Source organism: Algoriphagus sp. oki45 (assembly GCF_036245605.1).
GTDB lineage: Bacteria > Bacteroidota > Bacteroidia > Cytophagales > Cyclobacteriaceae > Algoriphagus.
Genome location: NZ_BTPC01000002.1, coordinates 558,501 through 579,568, shown reverse-complemented (window position 1 = coordinate 579,568; position 21,068 = coordinate 558,501). Strand labels below are relative to the sequence as shown.

The following is a 21,068-nucleotide window of genomic DNA, read 5'->3' as shown; positions in this document are numbered from 1 at the left end:
CTTGGCCAGTAGTTCAGCAAATCCCGCTATCTTGGAGCAAGCGGTCTGGAGGAGGTTTTCCTTTTTTTTTCATGATTGAAAACGGTTAAGAATGAATCAAAAAGTTACCTCTTTCTGGCTGCTTATCGGAGAAACTACCGTAGGTTTAGTGCAACATCACCTATACGCAAGCAGGGGTTTCGTGCTTCGTAGGACAGGAAAGGGGTAAATTTAAAGTTCAGTTCTTCGTAGCAAGTTCAGTGGTAAAAATCCCTGCCTGCGTATAGCTGAGAACCGTTGGCGGTCATTGTGAGGACGACTCCGAAACAGAGAATAAAACATAAAAAATGACACAAGAAGAACTAATAATAAATTGGAGCGACAAAATACTAAACCATCTCCTTAAACTCAAAGAGAAGAAATATCCTGATTTAACTTTTTGGCTTAGAAAACAAGATAGTGAAAGACTTAGGAAAGGATATTGGTTTCAAGGCAGTCATTATATCTTTTTGGGACTTGTAAATAAAGGAGATTGGAAAAACAAAACTCGACAAGCAGGTTTAGTTTATAATTTTTGGGATATAGAAAACCCAAGTGTTCACTTGAGTTTGGCATTTCAATCTGAAACTGACAACGCTACAATAAAATGCTACGAAGAAATTGCCTCCAAAATAGATGGATTCAATAAAAGCGGTAAAGCCAATTACCAAAAAGTATATTCAGAGACCGATTTCATTAAAATAATTGATAATTTTTACGCAACTGATTGGAAAATATTTAAAGAAACCTTTGAAAAATATGGTCTTTCAGAAGACTTAATAATTCCAGAAGAAAAGTTTCAAAGTCTACTAAGCAGAACGCTTCAAGTCAAAGAGAACAGAGATATTGTTTTGCCCCAAGATACTACTCACGAACCAGATGACGATATAAATTATTGGTGGCTAAACGCTAATCCAAAAATTTGGTCTATCAGCAAGCATAACGTAGGAGAAAAACAAACCTACACTACGCATAACGAAAAAGGAAATAAAAGAAGAATATACAAGCACTTTGAAGCAACCAAAAGAGGTGACTTAATGATTGGGTACGAAAGTACACCAACTAAACAAATTAAAGCTATTTATGAAATCACCCAAGGAATTCATAATACAGCTAATGGTGAAGAAATAGAATTTGAACTGATTGAAAAATTGGAAATTCCAATTCATTGGAACGACTTAAAAAAAAATCCTTCTCTGCAGGAATGTGAAGTATTTGTAAATAACCAAGGTAGTTTATTCAAGCTGACAGAAGAAGAGTATGAAATTATAAGGGAAGTTATTGATAATAAGAACATCATTACCGAAAAACTGCTTAAATCTGAAAATGTCAAAAGCTACAAATTTTCAGAAGACCCTGATAAGCCATTCATAAGTGAAACAGATTTTTTGAACACTGTTTCATTATTAAAGCGAAAGAAAAATATAATACTACAAGGCCCTCCAGGCGTAGGCAAGACTTTTATCGCTAGAAAACTTGCTTATGAAATTATGCAAGAAGTCAAGGATGCTAATATTGAAATGGTTCAGTTTCACCAATCGTATAGTTACGAAGATTTTATACAAGGGCTACGTCCTACCCAAAAAGGCGGTTTTGATTTGCGAGACGGCATTTTCTATTCATTTTGTCAAAGAGCCTTAGCTCATCCAGAACGACCTTTCTTTTTCATTATTGACGAAATTAATAGAGGTAACTTAAGCAAGATTTTTGGTGAATTGATGATGCTAATTGAAGCGGACAAAAGAGAAGAAAAATTTGCCTTAAAACTTACTTATGCAGAGGACGAAGAAGACCGTTTTTATGTGCCTGACAACCTTTACATAATTGGCACAATGAATACGGCTGACCGTTCTTTGGCAATAGTAGATTACGCTTTAAGAAGAAGATTTGCTTTTGTTTCATTACAGCCAGACTACGGTTCAAACTTTCGTGCATTTTTAGCTGATAAAGGTTTGTCTGATGGTATTATTGAACACATATGTTCATCAATTTCAAAATTGAATGTCAAAATAAAAGAGGATGTTAACCTTGGTGAAGGCTTTCAAATTGGACATAGTTATTTCTGTACGTACACAAATGACGGTAACGAAAATCAATGGTGGACAGACATTTTAAATTATGAACTGAAACCTTTGTTAGAAGAAATTTGGTTTGACGACCTTTCAAAAGTTTCGGATACAGTTAAACAGCTTTCAAGATAGAAATGGCAATCCCAATTGAAAACATATACTTCCTACTTTGCTATGCTTGGAACAAGCTAGATGAAAAAGAGCGGGTTGATGTTTCAATTGACGATAAAACAGAACTTCTTGATTTATTTGCTAAAGTGCTAATTACTTCTTCAAAACTTCTTCTGAAAAGAGGTATTGATAAAAGTTACATAGACCACGAAGAAGAAATTTCAGGTGTTAAAGGTAAAATCGAAATAAGTCAAACACTCAAGAGAAACTTGCTTTTCAAGCAAAAAACTGTTTGTACTTATGATGATTTCTCGGCTAATATTATTACAAATCAAATTTTGATTTCAACAATTTACAGGCTAACAAGGACAAAGGGTATTGATCTTCTCCTAAAAATGGAATTAGCCAAACTACAAAAAATGTTTTTAGGTGTTGACTTGATTGAAATCAAAGGAAGCCACTTCAAGCAAATTAAATTGAATAGGAACAATCGGTTTTACGGTTTTATTATGAACGTATGTTACTTGATTTATGAAAGCACTTTCCCATCAGAAGAAAAGGGCAAATACAAATTCTCAGATTTCACAAGAGACGACAACAAAATGAATCAATTGTTTGAGGCATTTATTAGGAATTTCTATCGCATTGAGCAACATAAATTCAATGCTGTAAAGAAAGAAACGATTAAATGGCAATTTCAACATCAAGACATTGAGAGTTATCAATATTTACCTCAGATGGAAACTGACATCTCCTTAGAAAACGAAGAACAGAAAGTAATAATTGATGCTAAATATTACAGAGAAACAATGACCATAAATTACGACAAGGAGAGAATTAAGTCCTCTAACCTATATCAGTTATTTAGCTACTTACTAAATCAGCAAGACGGAAGCGAAAAGACCAAAATGGCAACCGGAATTCTTTTGTATCCAACAATTGAAAAAGATTACAATTTAGATTTTCAATACAACGACCATAAAATTCAAATAAGGACAGTAAACCTTAACACAAATTGGAGAAATATATCGACCAGACTAAAAGAAATAATAAATGCTTGACAACGTGGAAAATAAACAACGAACCGCCAACATTGGCTATACGTAATGCGGGAGAAAGTGCCGATATTAAAGCAATTGCATTAAACAAACTTTACGGAAAGCGGAAAGTGAAGTGCCTTAAAATCCCGCACTACGCATAGCCGAGACCGTTGTAAGCAAGCCTAAAAGACGACACTACAACAATCAAAAAGACAACAAAACAATCGACCTTTGACATCCTGACCAGTCTTTTCAGACGACCTTAACTCGGCAGACAATTTCGCTGTTACTAGACACAGCCCAGCAGACCAAATTGGCAACACACAAGCCAACATAAGAAAAAATTAAAACACCCTACCGCACAAAAAAATTGAATTTGCCCACCCGCATTTTGCACATTTGGTTTTGCCCGACACAAGCCAACCCTTCGCAAAACCAAAAGAGCAAAATTTTCCCACCGCACGGGTGACCATTTCAATTAAAGTATTAAATTTGACACATCTGTCCAAAACAATTTGTCTAAATGAGCAACGTAACATTTGGTGACTATATTAGAAAACGAAGAGAAGAAATAGAACTTCCATTGCGGAAGGTTGCTGCTTATCTCGACATAGACACATCAACTCTGAGCAAAGTTGAACGTGGTGAACGACCTGCTTCACCTGACTATTTAAAACCACTTTCTGAAATCTTGGAACTGGACTTGAAAAATGTGCAAACAACTTATATAGCAGATAAAATAAGCAAAGACTTTGGCGGACTGGAACATTTAAGCGAAGGACTGAAAGAGGCAGAAAAACAGATAAAAAGCAAAAAGAGATAATGTCATCTAAATTTTTTACAAATAACAGCGAACGAAGCATGTTCGATAAATTCAAAGGAATTATCGAACACATGAAAGACTTGTATGCCTTTCATGCGGTAGTAGGTTACTTCCGTTCTTCGGGTTACTTCGCATTGCAACCATACCTTAAAGACTTAAAAGAAATAAAAATATTAGTCGGCATTAATGTTGACCAAATGTTTGCGGAATCGCAACGTAAAGGACTTTTGTATTTCGGTGACGAAGAAAAAACGAAAGAGGAATTTTTGAAATGGTTTATTCAAGACATCAAAGAAGCTAAGTATTCAGAAGAAGTTGAAAAAGGTGTTTTACAATTCGTGAACGACTTAATTGACGGACGAATTGAAGTAAGAGCACACAACTCAAAAGCGATTCATGCCAAGTTCTATTTGTTTTTACCTGAACATCACAGCGAGCACTCAGACGGTTGGGTTATCATGGGTTCATCTAACTTGACAGAAGCAGGACTTGGCATTAAGAAATCTCCGAACTATGAGTTGAATATTGCACTCAAAGACTATGACGATGTACAGTTTACTAAAAAAGAGTTTGTTGAATTATGGGAACATTCAACGCCAATTCTGCCAGCAGACATTCAAGCTTTCAAACAAAAAACACATATCGGGCAGACTTTCACTCCTTATGAACTTTACATCAAATTCTTAATTGAATACTTCGGCAAAAACATAGACTACGACCCAGACACAGTTGGAGATTTACCAAAGACTTACAAAAAACTTTCTTATCAGATTGATGCCGTAAACCAAGGCTTTCAAATGCTGATGGAACACAACGGCTTTTTCCTGTCTGACGTAGTTGGTTTGGGTAAAACCGTTATTGCAGCAATGATTGCCAAGCGGTTTTTAATTGCTAATGGCTCATTGAACACAAAAATATTAGTGGTCTTTCCACCTGCATTGGAGAAGAACTGGAAAAACACATTCAGGCTTTTCGGCATTGACAGACACACCAAATTCATCACCAACGGAAGATTGGACAAAATTGTAACCGGTGATGATTTGAACTATTGGGCAAAAGAAGATTACGATTTAGTTTTAGTTGACGAAGCACACAGATACAGAAACCACACTTCGCAATCCTTCGGATTGCTACAACGAATTTGCAAAGCTTCAAGAAATGGAGAAGGCTTGGTTCCTGGCAAAAAGAAAAAAGTGATTCTAATTTCTGCAACACCTCTTAACAACAGACCACAAGATTTATACTATCAGTTGCTTTTGTTTCAAGATGCAAGACGAAGCACCTTACCCGTAACCAACTTGCAAAGTTTCTTTGGGCCAATCATCCGTGAGTTCAGAGAAATCATGCAACAAGACGAGCCAAACATTGAACGCATCAGAGAACTGTATTCAATCATTCGTGAAAAAATCATTTCACAAATAACGGTTCGCAGAACAAGACGAGATTTAAAGAACTATCCTAAATACATTGAAGACTTAAAGGCTCAAGGAATTGTGTTCCCTGAAATAGCTGCCCCCAAACCAAAGATTTATGAGTTTGACGCCAAGTTGAGCAAGTTGTTTTATCATACAGTTTTCTACTTGACAGATGATGATAAAATCCAGTATTACCGCTATCAGGCCATCAAATATTTGAAACCTGAGTTAAGAGAGAATTATTATGAACAAGCGATTTTAGTTTCTCAATCGTTGGCAGGTATCATGAAAACTTTAATGGTGAAAAGATTAGAAAGCAGTTTCACTGCTTTTAAATCATCATTAAAGAATCTGACTACTGCCACAGGCAGAATGATTGAAATGTTTGATAAGGGCAAAGTTTTAATTGCCCCCGACCTGCGTGTGAACGACCTGATGGAAAAAGGTTTCAGCATTGAAGATTTGGAAGTGATGATTCTTGAAATGAGTGCTGAAAATCCGAGAAACAATGTTTTCAGTCCTGATGATTTTGATAGTGGTTTTATTGATGGCTTACGAAAAGACCACATGTTACTGCAAGAATTAGTGAATGAATGGAGCAAGGTTGAGCAAGACCCAAAACTGGATGCTTTCTTGATTACGCTAAAAGACGAATTGCTGAATCAACAAATTAGCCCAACAGGAAAGTTGGTTGTGTTTACGGAAAGCACTGACACAGCGAATTACCTGACTGAAAAAGTTGAAGCCTTCCTTAACACTAAAGTTCTAAATGTTTCAAGCGACAACCGAAGCAAGATTTTTGAAACCATTCAGGAGAATTTTGACGCAAACTATATTGGAGAGAAAAAGAACGATTACAATATTATCATCACAACGGATGTGTTGGCAGAAGGTGTAAACCTGCATCGTTCTAATGTAATTGTAAACTACGATACGCCATGGAATGCCACCCGATTAATGCAACGCATTGGACGTGTTAACCGAATTGGAAGTGTGGCAGGAGTTATCTACAACTACAACTTCTACCCTTCGCAACAAGGCGATGAAGAAATAAAACTTTACAGTAATGCTTTAATCAAACTGCAAGGTTTTCATACGGCTTTTGGTGAGGATGCACAGATATACACCCACGAAGAAATGTTGGAGCAATTTGAATTGTTTGATGAAGGTTTGCCTGATGATGAAGACAAACGACTGCATTATTTGCGTTTCATCCGTGAGTTTAAAGACAACAATCCAAAAGAGTTTAAGCGTATTAAGTCGTTTCCGCTAAAGGCTAGAACAGCAAGAAATAACAAGTATGCTCAAAAGTCAGACACACACAGTTCAACCGTTGTATTTCTGAAATCGCTTTACAAAATGGAGTTTTATCAAATCAACGATAAAGCCAATGTTAATCCATTGACCTTTTTAGAAGCAGCACAAATTTTTGAAGCACAAACTACCGAGCCGCCTTTTGGTTTGCCTGAAAATCACTATGAACATGTTCAGGCTGCTTTAAAATCATTTGACGAAGACTTTTTAGGCGGAACAACTGAAAAGGTTACAACCACCGATAAAGCCGATGCAAATACCAAACAGGCTTTAAAATTCTTACGTGACTTCAAAGCCATTACGCATCAAGCCATTGTAAAAGAAACCTGCCAAACTTTGCAACCGATTGTTGAAAGCGGAACTTACACGCCTTTAGCAAATGAATTAAAGAAGTTAAGCCAGAAGTTTTTCAGCAAACGGGAAATTGCCACCTCACAAGTGGATAATTTGCTGATTGCATTAGCGAAGAAATACGATGCAATTACCAGTGACGAAGAAGAAACCAAACTAGAAGAAATTGACACCAACATTGCACCTGAAATTGTGCTATCAGAAACTTTTATTGAATAATGGATAAGAAGACATTACAAAGCATATTATCTAAGCCGTTTGTGCTTGCTGACTGGCAGAATTTATTGACAGAGGTTTTGGGCGTAAAAAACTTTCTGCAAAAACCTGCTGAAATTCCCTTAGCAAGTAACAAAAAAGCTGAATCGGCTTTTGAGTTGGGGAGTTTCAATACGGCAGATGACAGAATCATCGGTTTATATTTGGTAAAGGTAAAACCCGAAGTTTGGTTGGAAAGAAACAAAGTCGGATTAAGAGAATTACTTCGTTCAGTTTATAAATACGATGTGGATGGAGCTTTAATCGTTTTTGAGCAAGCGGACAAATGGAGATTAAGCTTTGTTAGTGAAATCAGAACATTTGATGAAGAAGGCAACATTACTAAGAAAGTAACCGAACCCAAGCGATACACCTATTTATTGGGTAAAGGCGAAAAAACAAAAACACCAGTTGACAGACTTTTCAGCATATCAGGAAAGAAACTTTATCTTGAAGAAATCCGAAATGCCTTTAGCGTTGAAGCCCTCAATGAAGAGTTTTATAAAATTGTTGCACGACATTTTTATCAGTTGGTTGGAGCAACCGAAGGCAAAGGAGCCAAAGCCATTACCTACGATAGAGTATTGAATTTACCTATTGGCAAACCTTCTGACAATGCTTCAAAGAAGATATACCAAGAATTTGCAGTAAGACTAATTGGTAGAACGGTATTTTGTTGGTTTTTGAAAGTAAAAAAATCGGATGAAGGCATTTCGCTTTTACCCGAGCATCTTTTGAGCAGCGAAGCGGTAAAGAAAAATTCAAATTATTACCATTCCATTTTAGAGAAACTGTTCTTCCAAACCTTGAACACGCCAATGCCTGAAAGGTGGAAAGAGTTGCCTGATGGTTGCGAACAAATTCCTTTTTTAAATGGCGGTTTGTTTGAGCCTCAAATAGAAGACTATTACAAACCCAATAAAACAACTGGATTTTCAGACCATATCAACACGCTTAAAATACCTGACGAATGGTTCAAAGAGTTTTTTGAAAATCTGGAACAATACAATTTTACTATTGATGAAAACAGCGTAGTTGATATTGAAGTGAGTGTTGACCCTGAAATGTTGGGTAGAATCTTTGAAAATCTATTGGCTGAAATTGACCCTGATAGTGGCGAAACTGCACGTAAAGCAACAGGTAGTTTTTATACACCAAGGGAAATTGTAGACTATATGGCAACTGAAAGTTTGGTGCTTTACCTGCATAATCAAACCCAAATAGGCAAGGAGTTATTAAAACCCATTTTCAAGATTGACAGCGAAGTTTCCTTTTCAAGGTCTGATTCAGAAAAAATACTGGAATCACTTGACCGATTAAAGATACTTGACCCTGCTTGTGGTTCGGGTGCTTTCCCAATGGGGGTGCTGCAAAAGATTGTAATGGCTTTGCAGAAGCTTGACCGTAATGCAGAATGGTGGAAAGCCAGACAGATAAGCCGTATTGAAAATGCTTTGCTTCGAAAGCAAGTAAAGGAAAAGCTGGAACTGACTACTGTTGAATATGCCCGAAAAATTGGTGTCATACAAAATACCCTTTACGGTGTGGATATTCAGCCGATTGCAGCCGAAATATCAAAACTGCGTTGCTTCCTGACCTTGGTAGTAGATGAAAACATTGATGAATCAAAGCCTAACAGAGGAGTTGAACCATTACCTAATTTGGAGTTTAAGTTTGTGACTGCCGATGCATTGCTACAATTACCTCCTGAAAAACAACAAACCAGTTTGTTTGACAACAGGGCAGAATTAGAAAAATTGCAAGAAATTAGACTTGACTACTTACAAAGCTATGGTGCTCATAAAAATGAGCTGAAAGAAAAATTTCAAGCCTTGCAAAAGCAAATATTCAAAGACCAACTAAAAAATAATGCCAGAGAAGACAGCAGGGCTTACTTAATCAGTTCATGGAAACCATTCAGCAATGAAAAAGTTGATTGGTTTGACCCACTGTGGATGTATGGAGTAAACGACTTTGATATAGTTATTGGAAATCCTCCTTATATTAATATTTCAAATTTAAAACCAGATTCTTATAGAAATAATTTGAAGGCTAGGTTTTACTCAGCAAAAAATAAGGCTGACACTTACGCATTTTTCATTGAGAGGAGTTTTGATTTTCTGAATGAAAAAGGGTTGCTAAGCTTTATTATTCCACAAACATGGAAAGCAACAGACAGTTTTTCAAACTTAAGAGAAATAATTTTTAATAATCATAAACTACACAGTGTCGTTGACCTTGAGTTTGGTGTTTTTGCGGCAATTGTAAAACCTATGGTAGTTTTGATTTTAAATGAACCGAGTAAATCAGAATACATTATCAATGTTTACAATGATAACTTCGATGAGAAAATTAATATTCCAATCTCCGAAGTGGTTTCTAATCCGACATTTTCCATTAATACTCATATTACAAAAAGGCAAAAAGAAATATTTCGAAAAATTGAGAACAATAGTCTACGTCTTGAAAATGTAGTTAAGTTTTCAAGAGGAATAAAAACAAGCAATGACGAACGATTCATATTAGATAAGGCTATCGACAAATCTTGCAAGCCAGTTTATCGTGGTAAAAACATCAAGGCATATCAAATGAATTGGGCAAATGAATACATTTGGTATAGACCAGACTTGATGAAAGAAAAAATTGGAAGCGTTTCTTATTCAAAAGAGTTTTTTGAAGTGCCTGAAAAAATTATTACTCAACGAGTAAATAGTTCTATGCAACTTTTATGTGCATATGACAACGAGCAAAACTACTTTTTAGATACTACAAATGTCTCAAGATATGAGGATTGGGATAAAAAGGTTTCATTAAAATATATTTGTGCTTTACTTAATTCTCGATTGATTAACTTTTGGTACTGCAACACATATTTAATGCCAACAATCGGTCTCTACGAGTTGCATTCTATTCCGATTAAACTCTCCGATAGTCAAAGTGTATTTAATCGTTTGGTAGACTACATTTTATTTCTTACCAAGAGAGGAGAAAAAGTTACAATCAATGATTTTGTTCCGAACAGCCATATCGTTCAACTGTTTGAAGAAGTCATTGATGCAATGGTTTATGAATTATATTTTGAAGAAGATTTCAAGAAGGCAGGCATTGAGTTTATGAAATATGCTCAACGAGATTTTAAAAGCATAGAAGGAAAAGGCAAAAAGGAAGCGATAGAGATTATACACAAGGCTTACCAAACGCTTAGGGAGAAGAATAATGAAATACGCCAAAACCTAAAATTGATGGATACCCGTTTGGCTGATTTAATAATGCCCATTAAAACTGCTAAGTAAGCCATGCATAAAATCAGTAAAATAACCTTAAACAATTTCAAGTTCTTTTATGGGCAGGTTGAGATTCCTGTTGAAAGAAAAAACGTGCTTATTTATGGAGAGAACGGTAGTGGAAAAAGTTCCATTTACTGGTCTCTTTATACTTTTCTCCAAAGTGTTTTTAAAGACAATGCTGAAATCAGAAAATACTTTGAGCCAAAACATCCTGAGAACTTAATCAACCGCTATTCGGTTGAGCCAAGTAACAGCAGTATTATTTTGGAATTGAAGGAAGACGATGGAACAGTTGAAGAAAAAGAAATTTCCATCAATCAAATCACAACTAAAACTGGCGGGCTGGTTAAAGAACTGACATTGGGAAGTGATTTTATCAATCATCACACACTTTCAAGAATTTACGCTTATTATCATAAAGAAGAAATTAATCTCTTCAATATTTTTGAGCATGAATTATTAGCTTATATAACATTTAAAAATGCTCTAATAAAGCAAGGCGAAACAGCAACAAATCAAAATGCTGAAGTTTGGTGGGAGTATATTAGAGACTTCATTCCCAAAATAAATGATAAGGCTATAATTGAGAAATACTTAAGAGAATTTAATGAAAGCTTTGACAAATACCTAAAAGATATAACAGAACTGACGAATACATATATCACATCAAGGTTTAAGGAGAACTTCAATATTCTCTTTGAATACCGACCAACATCTTATCCATTACCAGCAGAAGGCGAAGAACTGGTTTTGAATCAGGAAGTAAAAAAGCCTGAAATTATTATGACGGTGAAAATGCTCACTGATAAAATTGCAGAGGAGCAGAAAAAGATAATCGACAGTCCGCAGAGTTTTTTGAACGAAGCAAAACTTTCGACAATTGCTCTTGCCTTAAGGTTAGCAATTCTTGATGAAAAATTTGTTGCGGCTTATCCAAAGGTCCTTATTCTTGATGATATGCTTATGAGCATGGACATGAGCAATCGTGAATTCATTTTGGGGATTTTATTTGAAAATTACTTGCCTGATTATCAAATCTTTTTTCTAACACACCAAAAAGGTTTATTTGAAGATGCAAGAATATATATTGAGAATCATTATTCAGAAAAAGCACGTTTAGCAGGTGAGGAAAATAGGGAAATTCAAAAAATTGCTTGGAAAGACCATTGGAAGCTTTTAGAAATGTATGAAGCCGAAGATGGAAATGGCATTCCAATACCGCATATTGTAGAATATGAAAGTAGTATCCAAAAAGCAATTAAATACTTTAAACACCAAGTTGACTACAATGCTTGCGGGAATAATTTGAGAGTTGCTTTAGAAGAATTATTTAGAAACTATTTGCCCCATAAATATTTTGTGGATGGGGCAGGTAGACCAATAGCTGCAAATAGCTTAATGCTTGATGGATTATTAGTAAAAGCAAGAGAATATTTTACTTATGTTGGTTTTGAATTATATCCAATTGACAAATTGGATAGATACCGAGTTAGAAGCCTAAATCCCACTTCACATTACAATCCAAAAACAGATTATTTTAAACGGGAGTTGGAGGATATTTTTTCTCTAATTCAAAAGCTTAAGGCAAATAGAAATGAAGCTGCCCTCAGCAAGGATGAAAAAATAAAGTTTGAAATAAAAACCACCAGTGGTAAAACTTATTCCTACACAGCTATTTTATTAGATGACATTTGCTTGTATCAAAAGTTTGATGGTAGTCCTAGCTTTTTTATAACTACGGATGAGAGAGGATATATCATGATTGGCTGCACAATCGACTCCACAACAACCCAAATTTTAAATCACCCAATAAATCGCAGCACACTGCAAAAACTATATGATGACACAATCGCATATATTAATAAAGCTGAAACAGCAATCGTGGAAACTGATATGTATCAAGTATTCACAGATGTAAATGGTAATCCTTTGAACAATCTAAAAAAATATTGAAGAATTTATGAGTAAAATGTTTGCAGAAATAAAGCGAATTGTAGACGAAGACATCAGTAGTCGTGTTTCACAATATGATGTGATTTTTGAGGCAATCACAAATGCTGTTCATGCAAACGCTACCTCTATTGATTGTATATTAAACTCATTCGATAATCCAATCAAAGAAAATGAAACCGAAATCGCTAGGAAAAAGGTTCACACCATAACAGTTTGTGACAATGGTGATGGTTTGCATGATGATAATTACGATTCATTTTGCAAATACAGAACAGAATACAAAAAGGCTTTAGGTTGTAAAGGTGTTGGTAGGTTTGTTTTCCTAAAAGTTTACAATTATGCCAATTTCACAAGTTCATTGGTTAACACACAAGAAGTAAGGAGTTTCAAATTTGACTTTGATTTCGATACAGATAATATCAAAAGCACCCCAAGTAAGGTTGAACAAAACCTAACAGAAGTAACTTTAAACAGCCTATCGGAAAGCTACTTAAACCATGACAAACATATTGACAGAAGAATTGAAATGGATTTGGAAGCAATCAGAGAAAAAGTATTGCTTAATTTGATTCCTACATTGTTCTTTTACAAGAAGAAGGGTGTTGAAATCACAATTAGCTTCATTGACCAAACCACTTCCGACCAAGTATTTATTAAGCCAAACGACATACCAGACTTCAAGGAACGAAAATTCATAGTTAAAGACAGAGAAGGCAAGGAATTTGAATTTACATTAAACCATAGAATTGAAAATGTAGATGGTAAACTAAATGCTTACTACTGTGCAAATAACAGAACTGTATGTGAGTTTGACGAAAAAGACCTAAAACTTAATTTCCCTTATGGTTATTCTGGATTTTTGTTGCTTGAATCCAATTACTTCAACACCCGAGTAAACAACGAAAGAAACGATTTTGATATTAAACCTTTACGAACAGATGCTTTTACTACTCTTTCTTGGGATTTAATTAATGAAGAATTAAAAAAGACTGTTACTGATTTGGTGAAGGAGGGTATTCCTGAAACCAAAGAAATTAACAAGACGAAGATTAAAGAAATACATGAAGAACGACCATATCTAATCAACTACATTGATGAAACAGATATTGAAATTGCTGGCTTCATGGATAAGAAAAAACTCATTGACAACGCTAAGAGAAAATTTGATAACGCAAAAGAAAAAATACTTGCATCAGCAGGGAAAGAGGAGTATACCAACACAGAGCTTTACGAAGCGATTGAGTTAACACATAACGAACTGGTTTCATACATCAATGACCGTGTTTTGGTAATTGAGCGATTAAAGAAATTGATTGACAAAAAAGAAAGAGTTGAAGAAATCATCCATAATCTGTTCATGGAAATGCGAACTGATGATGATTACTATGCAGTTGGCAAAAACAACCTTTGGTTATTAGACGACAGATATACCACATACAGCTATGCAGCAAGCGATAAAAGGATTAGAGAGGTTCTAAAAGGAATTGATGAAGAAAATGGCGACACAGATATTTTGGATGATAAACCCGACTTATCTCTTTTCTTCTCTCATAATCCGAACAAACCAGAACGACTGAAATCGGTATTGGTTGAAATCAAACCGTTTGACTACGCCTCTAAACCTGACAGAAAGAAATTTGCAGGAATACAGCAGTTATTGGATTATGTAAAAGCTTTCAAAGAGAAAGAGAAGATTGAAGAAGTATCGTCATTTTTAATCACTGAAATAGACGACAAACTTGCTGACAGACTTAGAACAGATGGCTATACACCTTTATTCTCACTTGAAAGTCCAATATATCATCGCTTTTACAGCGAACCCAATATTTCAATTTTTGTTATTAGTGCTTCGACATTAATAAAGGATGCAGAAGCAAGGAATAAAGTGTTTTTGGACATCATTAAAAAACAAAGTAAAATCAAAAACTTACTAGCATAATGCCAACGCAGCAGTCACACACATTGCCAAGTCGCACAAGCCGACACACAAGCCAAAACTTGGCAAAGAGTGTGCCTGCCCCACCGCAAGACAAATTCAATTTTTTTCTTCCCTCCCTTCGGTGTTTTTATTTTTTCGCCACCCACAACCGACACAAAAACAGTTGGACAGAAACAGCGAAAACCTTTACTGAAAAGGACTTGACAATTACAGCAGACAGAAGGCCAGCTTACAACAACTAAGCTTTCGTTGCGTGCGTAGCACGAACAATGAAAGCGCTGTTGCACGAAACCGGTGAGGTGCCTATGGGGATTGAGTCGGAATTTCAGTTGGATTTGTAGGGTTAGATAGCTCAAAAAGTCCTCTTAGAGTTGTTGAGTAAGTTCCAATAGCCTCTCAATTATAAGTTTTGCAGCCCCTCCAGACTTGTTTTGGAAGGGCTTCTTTGTGTCATGGGCCTGCCTGACCAACGGGTTGGCATAGCTTCGCCCCTCCTGAGGCGGGCAGGCTGCCGACAAAAATCAGGAATTAAAATTGGGTTGATACTGAGGGCAAGACCGCCTTTGGCGGGCCACGCTTGGGCAGGCGCTGGATGCTGACCATGCTTTCCTTCTGACAGCAAGGACAATATCGCGGGTTGAAGCTTTCCAGAATTCTGGGTTCGGGTTCCGGAATCGAAATTCCAAGTTCCCGATGGATTAGCGGAATGGTGAGCTGCTTTGCCGAACTTCCCAATATTCCAAAGTGTCGGATCCGAACCAGTCCTTTGGGCAGAATATGCATGGAGAATCGCCGGATAAACTCCAGATTGTCCAGACTCATCTCCAACTTTTGGGCTCCCTGACGATAGTCTTTGTAGCTGAACCTAGTCTGTGCTGGACCAATGTCCAGAATCCGGTGATTGGAGATCGCTACTTTGTGGGTATACCTGCCCAGGTATTCGAGGACTGCTTTGGGATGTCCAAAGGGCCGCTTGGCATAGACTACCCACTCTTTTTTGAAGAGCTGATCGATCAATTCCTTCTCCGGTATGACTCGGGACTTGAGTGCTTTGACATACTTGGCGCGAAAGACTTTGCTCATCGCCTTGACCGGAAACAGGTATTTGCCCTGAGTTTTGGCTGTCTTCCACCTTCCGCTTTTAGTCAGCCCTCCTCCCGGTACGATGCAGTGCAGATGCGGATGCAGCGTCATGGTTTGGCCCCAAGTGTGCAGAATAGCAATCATTCCGGCTTTTGCCGCTAAGTGTTTGGGGTCTTTGGCAAAGCAGCGGACCGTCTGCCATGCTGCTTCAAACAGACTGTCATAGACGGCCTTGGGCTCATACATCCCCAGCTGATTCAGCGTGTCAGGCAGCGTGAACACGACATGGAAGTAGGGCACAGGAAGCAGTTCGGCTTCCCGCTTGGATATCCATTCCTCCCGGTTCTTACCCTGACACTTCGGGCAGTGCCTGTTCCTACAACTATTGTAGCTGATCCGGGTATTCCCGCAGTCGGTACAGGCATCCACATGGCCGCCCAGATCGGAAGTCCTGCAGCGTTTTAATGCAGAAAGCGTCCGCAACTGCCAGCGGTTGATCTGGGGATGATGCTCCACCTCGGCCCAATGCTGTCGGAGCACCTGAGCCACTTCGTGATTGGCTCTCAACGACGGGACAGATACAGTCGGTCCAATGGACTGAAGGCACGGCACTTGTCGGTCTGGGCTACATGAAGGTAGATCATCGTGGTATCGATGGACTCATGACCCAACAGATCTTTGATCGTCAGAATGTCCAGCCCCTCTTCCAGCAGATGCGTGGCAAAGGTGTGTCTGAGCGTATGCACATTCATCGGCTTTTGGATCCCGGCTTTCTTTTTGGCTTCATTCACCGCCCACTGTACACCCCGCTGGGAATAGCGGGAGTCGAAATCCCCGCCCGCACGGCCTTTGATCTCCCGATCGGCACTGTTGAACACCCAGATATGAGGCTGCTCAGCCTCCAGATAGGCTTTCAGCCCCCGGATCAGGATATCCGCCAAGGGGACGTAGCGGTCTTTCTTGCCTTTGCCATCCTTCACGTGAAGTACTTTCCGGTCAAAATCCAAGTCGGCAATTTTCAGATTCCGGACTTCAAAGCAGCGAAGCCCACAGCCGTACAGCAGGCCGATCAGCACGCGGTGCTTGAGCAGATTGGGAGCTTTGAGCAGTTTGCGAACTTCCTCCTGGCTCAGGACTACGGGAAGCTTTTTGCTCCGCTTAATCGTGGGAAGCTCAATCCGCTTGTCTTTCATACCCTCGATCCGATAGGCGAAGCGAAGGGCATAGACGGTAAACTTGAAGTAGGAATCCGAGGGGGTGTTGTGTCCCCGCTTGACCAGATGCAGGTAATCATTGACCCGGTCGGGATCGACCTCAGTGGGCAATTCATTGAAATGAAGGGCAAGTTTGGCCAGATGACGGCCATAGTTGGTGACTGTACTTTGACTTTTGCCGGCAACGGTAACTTTTTGCTCAAACTTGGCCAGTAGTTCAGCAAATCCAGCTATCTTGGAGCAAGCGGTCTGGAGGAGGTTTTCTTTTTTTTCATGATTGAAAACGGTTAAGATTGAATCAAAAAGTTACCTCTTTCCGGCTGCTTATCGGAGAAACTACCGCAGGTTTAGTGCAACATGCGTTTGGCGTCATGCGGGGTGAGGTGCTTAAATTCAAGTTCAGTTTTTCAAATCAACTTTAGTGCTGGGTTGACAGTTTTGTGCCCTGAAATCCCGCACGAACGCCAAGCGCAAAACCGTTAGCGGTCACCCTATTAGAACGACATAAACCATAATTGACAGACTTGAAAATTCCTTTTAAATATACTCTTTCAAAAAAATATTGGACTCTTAGAAACAGAGTTCAGCTAATAAAATTCCGTGTAAAGCGACAACGATACAGAATCAAGAATCTTTTCTCTGAAGAAAAACGAAAAGCAAATTCCACAATAACAAACATTAAAGACACTCTATGGCGTATTTTGAAAGCCGTTGGCCTTGTTATTTTTCTTCTTTATATAGAACACATAGCAACCAACTATTGGCAGGCACATTTGGAGACTTTCCCCAGTTGGCTTGTAAAACTACAAGAGTTACTACCTAAACCTACATATCCAAACGACAGAGACGCAATCATTGAATTGATTTCTGTAATTGCAAGCGTTACTGGCGTTATTTTAGCATTGTTTTATCCTATACTTGCTACAATTGCAAGTACAGCTTACGCAAAAGTTCACGCAAGCATTAGAAATCTTTTGCTATACGAAAAAGAAACTCAATCGTATTTAAGGCGACTTACATATTTGACAGCTTCTTCTATTACTGTTCTATTGTGTCTTAGCTTTGATTTTCTTCCTGGTAATCTTCTTTTATCTTTTTTGGCATTTTATTCACTAATAACTTTGTTTGGTATTCTGAAAATTGGATTAGGTGTCTACAATTTCTTTGAGCCAACAACATTGGCGGGTATTGTTTTCAACAAGCTAACTGATTCAGTGAAAAATGTAACGACAGAAGGCGAATACTGGAACGACAAAAATTTTCAAAACCATCACTATAAACTTGCATTTGAACAAACTGAAAATCTATCCTTACTCACTAGTTTATGCCTAAAAGATGACGACTTGAAAGAATCGTCCTTCAAATCAATTTTCAGAACATCTTTATACACTCTCCAAGTTTATTTAATGCAAAAACCAAAAATTCCAATTGATAGTCTTTGGTTTCCTAATACGTATGAACATCGTTCATATTTTGAAAGTGATATGACAATGCGACAACTTTCGATGAACACTAATACCATTACTCAACCGAAGGTTAAACCAAATCGTTACTGGCTAGAAGAACGAATTGTAAACAATCTCTCAAGTGGATTAGAATCAGTTGTTAAAAGCGGATACGTAAATGTTTTGGGAGAATCAATCTTAATTACACACGGTGTTTTTGATTCTTTAAGTGCAATAACGGATTTAAGAACAGGAGAAATTCTACTTGATAAACTTCTGATGAATGTTCGTTTAATAAGCAATAAAAAAGAAAAGAAAATAGAAGTCTTTAATTACGAGAATTGGAAAGATGAACTTGGTTGCATTGAAACATATTGCTATGCAATACTAAGACTTCAAGCAGGTGTTTTTGAAACTATTCATTCATTTAATTCTGATAAAATTATTCAGGAATACAAAAAGATAAATTGGGAAAAGAAAAGCACAATTTATGCTACAACTTTTATTCCTGAATTATACGACCAACTGAATAAGTTCAGAGAATTTGTTGAAAATGAAAAAGCAATTGAAGGAAAACAAATTACTCCTGATTGGTATTTTCTACAACGTCTAACATCTGAATATTTAAGACTTGCAAAAGACAAAATCAATCAGACAATACATTTTTTTGAATCGCATTTGCTTTCTCTTGCGAAGCACTTTGACAAAGACAATAATTGTTTGTTGTCATCTTTTACAGCACAAATCGGACTTGAAATACTTCACAAACTGAATTATCGAATTGGCTCTATAAAGCAAACACTTGAAGACATTGATAAAATTGAAGTATGTAAAGGAGAGTTTGTTTGGACTAAACCAAATTTTGAAGAAATTGAAGTTAAACTTATAAAATACGAGAACGAATGCATATATATTATTTCAAAAAATATTGAAAAGTTGGCATTAGTGAAATGGAATAATCAATTTCCGGATGTTTTTGCTCATTCTTATTCTATTCTTTCAAACAAGTTGAACGAGAGTTATAGGAGAAATCAATTTGATTTATTTCAAAAGTGTTTTGCACCATTTCTCAAATCTTCAATTATCGCTTTTGGCAACATAAATACAACTTTTAAGCATTATGATAGACCACAAAACATTTCATATCAAGCATTGCTTGATCCAATGGAAATTAGTGGTTACGCCTACATTTATTCCTTTCTTTATAATTCGCCAAACTATTGGGAAGAAGTAAAAAAGGCTTGGGACGAATCATTTTTACCTTCAAAAGATAATATTGAATTGTTGGTTTCATATTACAGCTACTACAAAACCAACTTATACGGAACGGGAATTAACTACACAGAAAAACATCAAAGAGAAAGAACTTTATCAGATGTAACGCAATCATTGAACATTAGAGTAAGGAACATTCCTGATTTTCTTGTTAGGCTTTTTGTTAGTGAAGACCCATATCACCATAATTTTTACGATGTAGCAGAATTGTTTATTGAGCTTTATCTATTCACATTCCTTGAAGCCAAAGATTCTACTAGCAAAATAAAAAGAGAAATTTTCAATCAGTGGAATAGAAACATTAATAATCCCAATCCAAATGAGTATGATTTCTGAAACTGATAAAATTTCGGTAAGGTATCATACAAACACGTATGATACGCCTGAACACTATTCTCATATGTTCATTGAAGATTTTGGGCGTAATGTCGTTCCAATTTACGGTTCGAAATCAGAAATAGTAACTTGTAAATTAGACCCCGATAACAAGGAGATTATGAAGTCACTATATGAGTTACTTCCTTCCCATAGACAACATTATCGTCCAAGTTTCAATGAGATTATTTTAGAAACAATAGAATATATTGCTCAACACATAGTTAATCGTGGCTTTTTAGTTCTTGAACTTGTAAAATATAAAGATGTCAATGAAAGAGAGTTTTACAAACTTGAAACTGTTTATGGCAAGGATATCAAAATTAAAAGGGAGATAATAACTCAAATTATACCTGATAACGCAGCACAAGAATTAGGGAAAAATAGAATAGACATTCCTCTTGAAAAATGCTTTGTTTTTGAGTTTCCTGAAACCTTAGGTGGCAAAGAAAAATATCTTCAGTTCCTTAAAGAATTTAGTGAATTGGCAAAGCAAAGCCCAATGATGAATTTTTTAAATAATCCATTGCAAGGACAAGCGGGCTACAATTTAACCGAACATCAAAGATTACACGACATAGAACTATGGAAAAAAACAAAAACATACAATTGGCATCACAGAGAAAGTGGCGGGGAAAAATTTTCTGGTTTTTATCACATATACAGACACCTATTATTCCGTAAAAACAAAATCAAACTTCGTGATTATGTCGTAGAAGAACTTTGTAAAATCGTTTCTACCTTATCAGAAAAGGTGCTTGGACAAAAAGCAGAATTGAAAATTGAAGGCTTTTTAACAATGGACAAAGTAGAAGAGAAATTGGAACAGTGGAAAACGGGACAATTAGACCCTAAAACAATAAGCGATGTATTGTAAAGACTGTGGTAATGAGAAAAAAGGGCGAACCGCTAACAACTAGGTTTTCGTGCGGCTTGCAAAGCCAAGCATGAAACCGCTGTTGCACGGAACCGGTGAGGTTCTTATGGGGATTGAATCGGAATTTTGGTTTGATTTGTAAGTCCTGATAGCTGAAAAAGTCTCCTCAGAATTGTTGATCACACTCAAAAAGCTATCTAATTATAGAGTTTTCAGCCCTTCCA

General features: G+C 36.9%; 11 protein-coding genes. 9 read left to right on the top strand and 2 right to left on the bottom strand.

The genetic code is table 11. The features are described 5' to 3' along the window. The first annotated feature begins 326 nt into the window (after window positions 1-326). The 7 genes from AAA942_RS11990 (at window position 327) to AAA942_RS11960 (ending at window position 14,575) form a co-directional block, all read left to right on the top strand. Entirely contained in the window at window positions 327-2,219 is a 1,893-nt protein-coding gene (locus AAA942_RS11990; RefSeq protein WP_338220508.1) for an AAA family ATPase, read from the top strand. A 2-nt stretch (window positions 2,220-2,221) separates the two neighbouring features. After that, on the top strand, window positions 2,222-3,259 hold the full coding sequence (gene mcrC, locus AAA942_RS11985) for a 5-methylcytosine-specific restriction endonuclease system specificity protein McrC (protein WP_338220507.1): 1,038 nt from the start codon (window positions 2,222-2,224) through the stop codon (window positions 3,257-3,259). A gap of 502 nt (window positions 3,260-3,761) precedes the next feature. After that, a complete protein-coding gene (locus tag AAA942_RS11980; protein WP_338220506.1) occupies window positions 3,762-4,061 on the top strand; it encodes a helix-turn-helix domain-containing protein in 300 nt (99 codons plus the stop codon). 38 nt (window positions 4,062-4,099) lie between these two features. Further along, complete coding sequence (locus AAA942_RS11975; RefSeq protein WP_338220505.1) at window positions 4,100-7,360, top strand: helicase-related protein; 3,261 nt, start codon at window positions 4,100-4,102, stop codon at window positions 7,358-7,360. Next, entirely contained in the window at window positions 7,360-10,689 is a 3,330-nt protein-coding gene (locus AAA942_RS11970) for an Eco57I restriction-modification methylase domain-containing protein (RefSeq protein ID WP_338220504.1), read from the top strand. The genes AAA942_RS11975 and AAA942_RS11970 overlap by 1 nt, the downstream gene beginning before the upstream one ends. A gap of 3 nt (window positions 10,690-10,692) precedes the next feature. Then, the gene (locus AAA942_RS11965; RefSeq protein WP_338220503.1) at window positions 10,693-12,636 is read left to right on the top strand and encodes an AAA family ATPase; all 1,944 of its coding nucleotides are present in this window, start codon (window positions 10,693-10,695) and stop codon (window positions 12,634-12,636) included. A gap of 7 nt (window positions 12,637-12,643) precedes the next feature. After that, window positions 12,644-14,575, top strand: a complete 1,932-nt coding sequence (locus AAA942_RS11960; RefSeq protein WP_338220502.1) for an ATP-binding protein — start codon at window positions 12,644-12,646, stop codon at window positions 14,573-14,575. A 528-nt stretch (window positions 14,576-15,103) separates the two neighbouring features. Here AAA942_RS11960 and AAA942_RS11955 read toward each other — a convergent pair. Together AAA942_RS11955 and AAA942_RS11950 are read right to left on the bottom strand one after the other, a co-directional pair. Next, window positions 15,104-16,225: an IS91 family transposase gene (locus tag AAA942_RS11955; RefSeq protein ID WP_338220205.1), complete on the bottom strand. Its 1,122-nt coding sequence runs from the start codon at window positions 16,223-16,225 to the stop codon at window positions 15,104-15,106. Continuing rightward, a complete protein-coding gene (locus AAA942_RS11950; RefSeq protein WP_338220204.1) occupies window positions 16,222-16,983 on the bottom strand; it encodes a tyrosine-type recombinase/integrase in 762 nt (253 codons plus the stop codon). The genes AAA942_RS11955 and AAA942_RS11950 overlap by 4 nt, the downstream gene beginning before the upstream one ends. Window positions 16,984-17,387: 404 nt before the next feature. Here AAA942_RS11950 and AAA942_RS11945 point away from each other — a divergent pair, with 404 nt between their 5' ends. Next, a complete protein-coding gene (locus tag AAA942_RS11945) occupies window positions 17,388-19,928 on the top strand; it encodes a hypothetical protein (protein WP_338220501.1) in 2,541 nt (846 codons plus the stop codon). Then, window positions 19,918-20,844 carry a hypothetical protein gene (locus AAA942_RS11940; protein ID WP_338220500.1) on the top strand — a complete coding sequence of 309 codons (927 nt, stop codon included), beginning with the start codon at window positions 19,918-19,920 and terminating at the stop codon, window positions 20,842-20,844. The genes AAA942_RS11945 and AAA942_RS11940 overlap by 11 nt, the downstream gene beginning before the upstream one ends. The last annotated feature ends 224 nt before the right edge of the window (window positions 20,845-21,068 follow it).

Bases quoted from the DNA above. Each gene is read 5' to 3' on its own strand.
- AAA942_RS11990 (WP_338220508.1), top strand. From the start codon at position 327: ATGACACAAGAAGAACTAATAATAAATTGGAGCGACAAAATACTAAAC.
- mcrC (WP_338220507.1), top strand. From the start codon at position 2,222: ATGGCAATCCCAATTGAAAACATATACTTCCTACTTTGCTATGCTTGG.
- AAA942_RS11980 (WP_338220506.1), top strand. From the start codon at position 3,762: ATGAGCAACGTAACATTTGGTGACTATATTAGAAAACGAAGAGAAGAA.
- AAA942_RS11975 (WP_338220505.1), top strand. From the start codon at position 4,100: ATGTTCGATAAATTCAAAGGAATTATCGAACACATGAAAGACTTGTAT.
- AAA942_RS11970 (WP_338220504.1), top strand. From the start codon at position 7,360: ATGGATAAGAAGACATTACAAAGCATATTATCTAAGCCGTTTGTGCTT.
- AAA942_RS11965 (WP_338220503.1), top strand. From the start codon at position 10,693: ATGCATAAAATCAGTAAAATAACCTTAAACAATTTCAAGTTCTTTTAT.
- AAA942_RS11960 (WP_338220502.1), top strand. From the start codon at position 12,644: ATGAGTAAAATGTTTGCAGAAATAAAGCGAATTGTAGACGAAGACATC.
- AAA942_RS11940 (WP_338220500.1), top strand. From the start codon at position 19,918: ATGATTTCTGAAACTGATAAAATTTCGGTAAGGTATCATACAAACACG.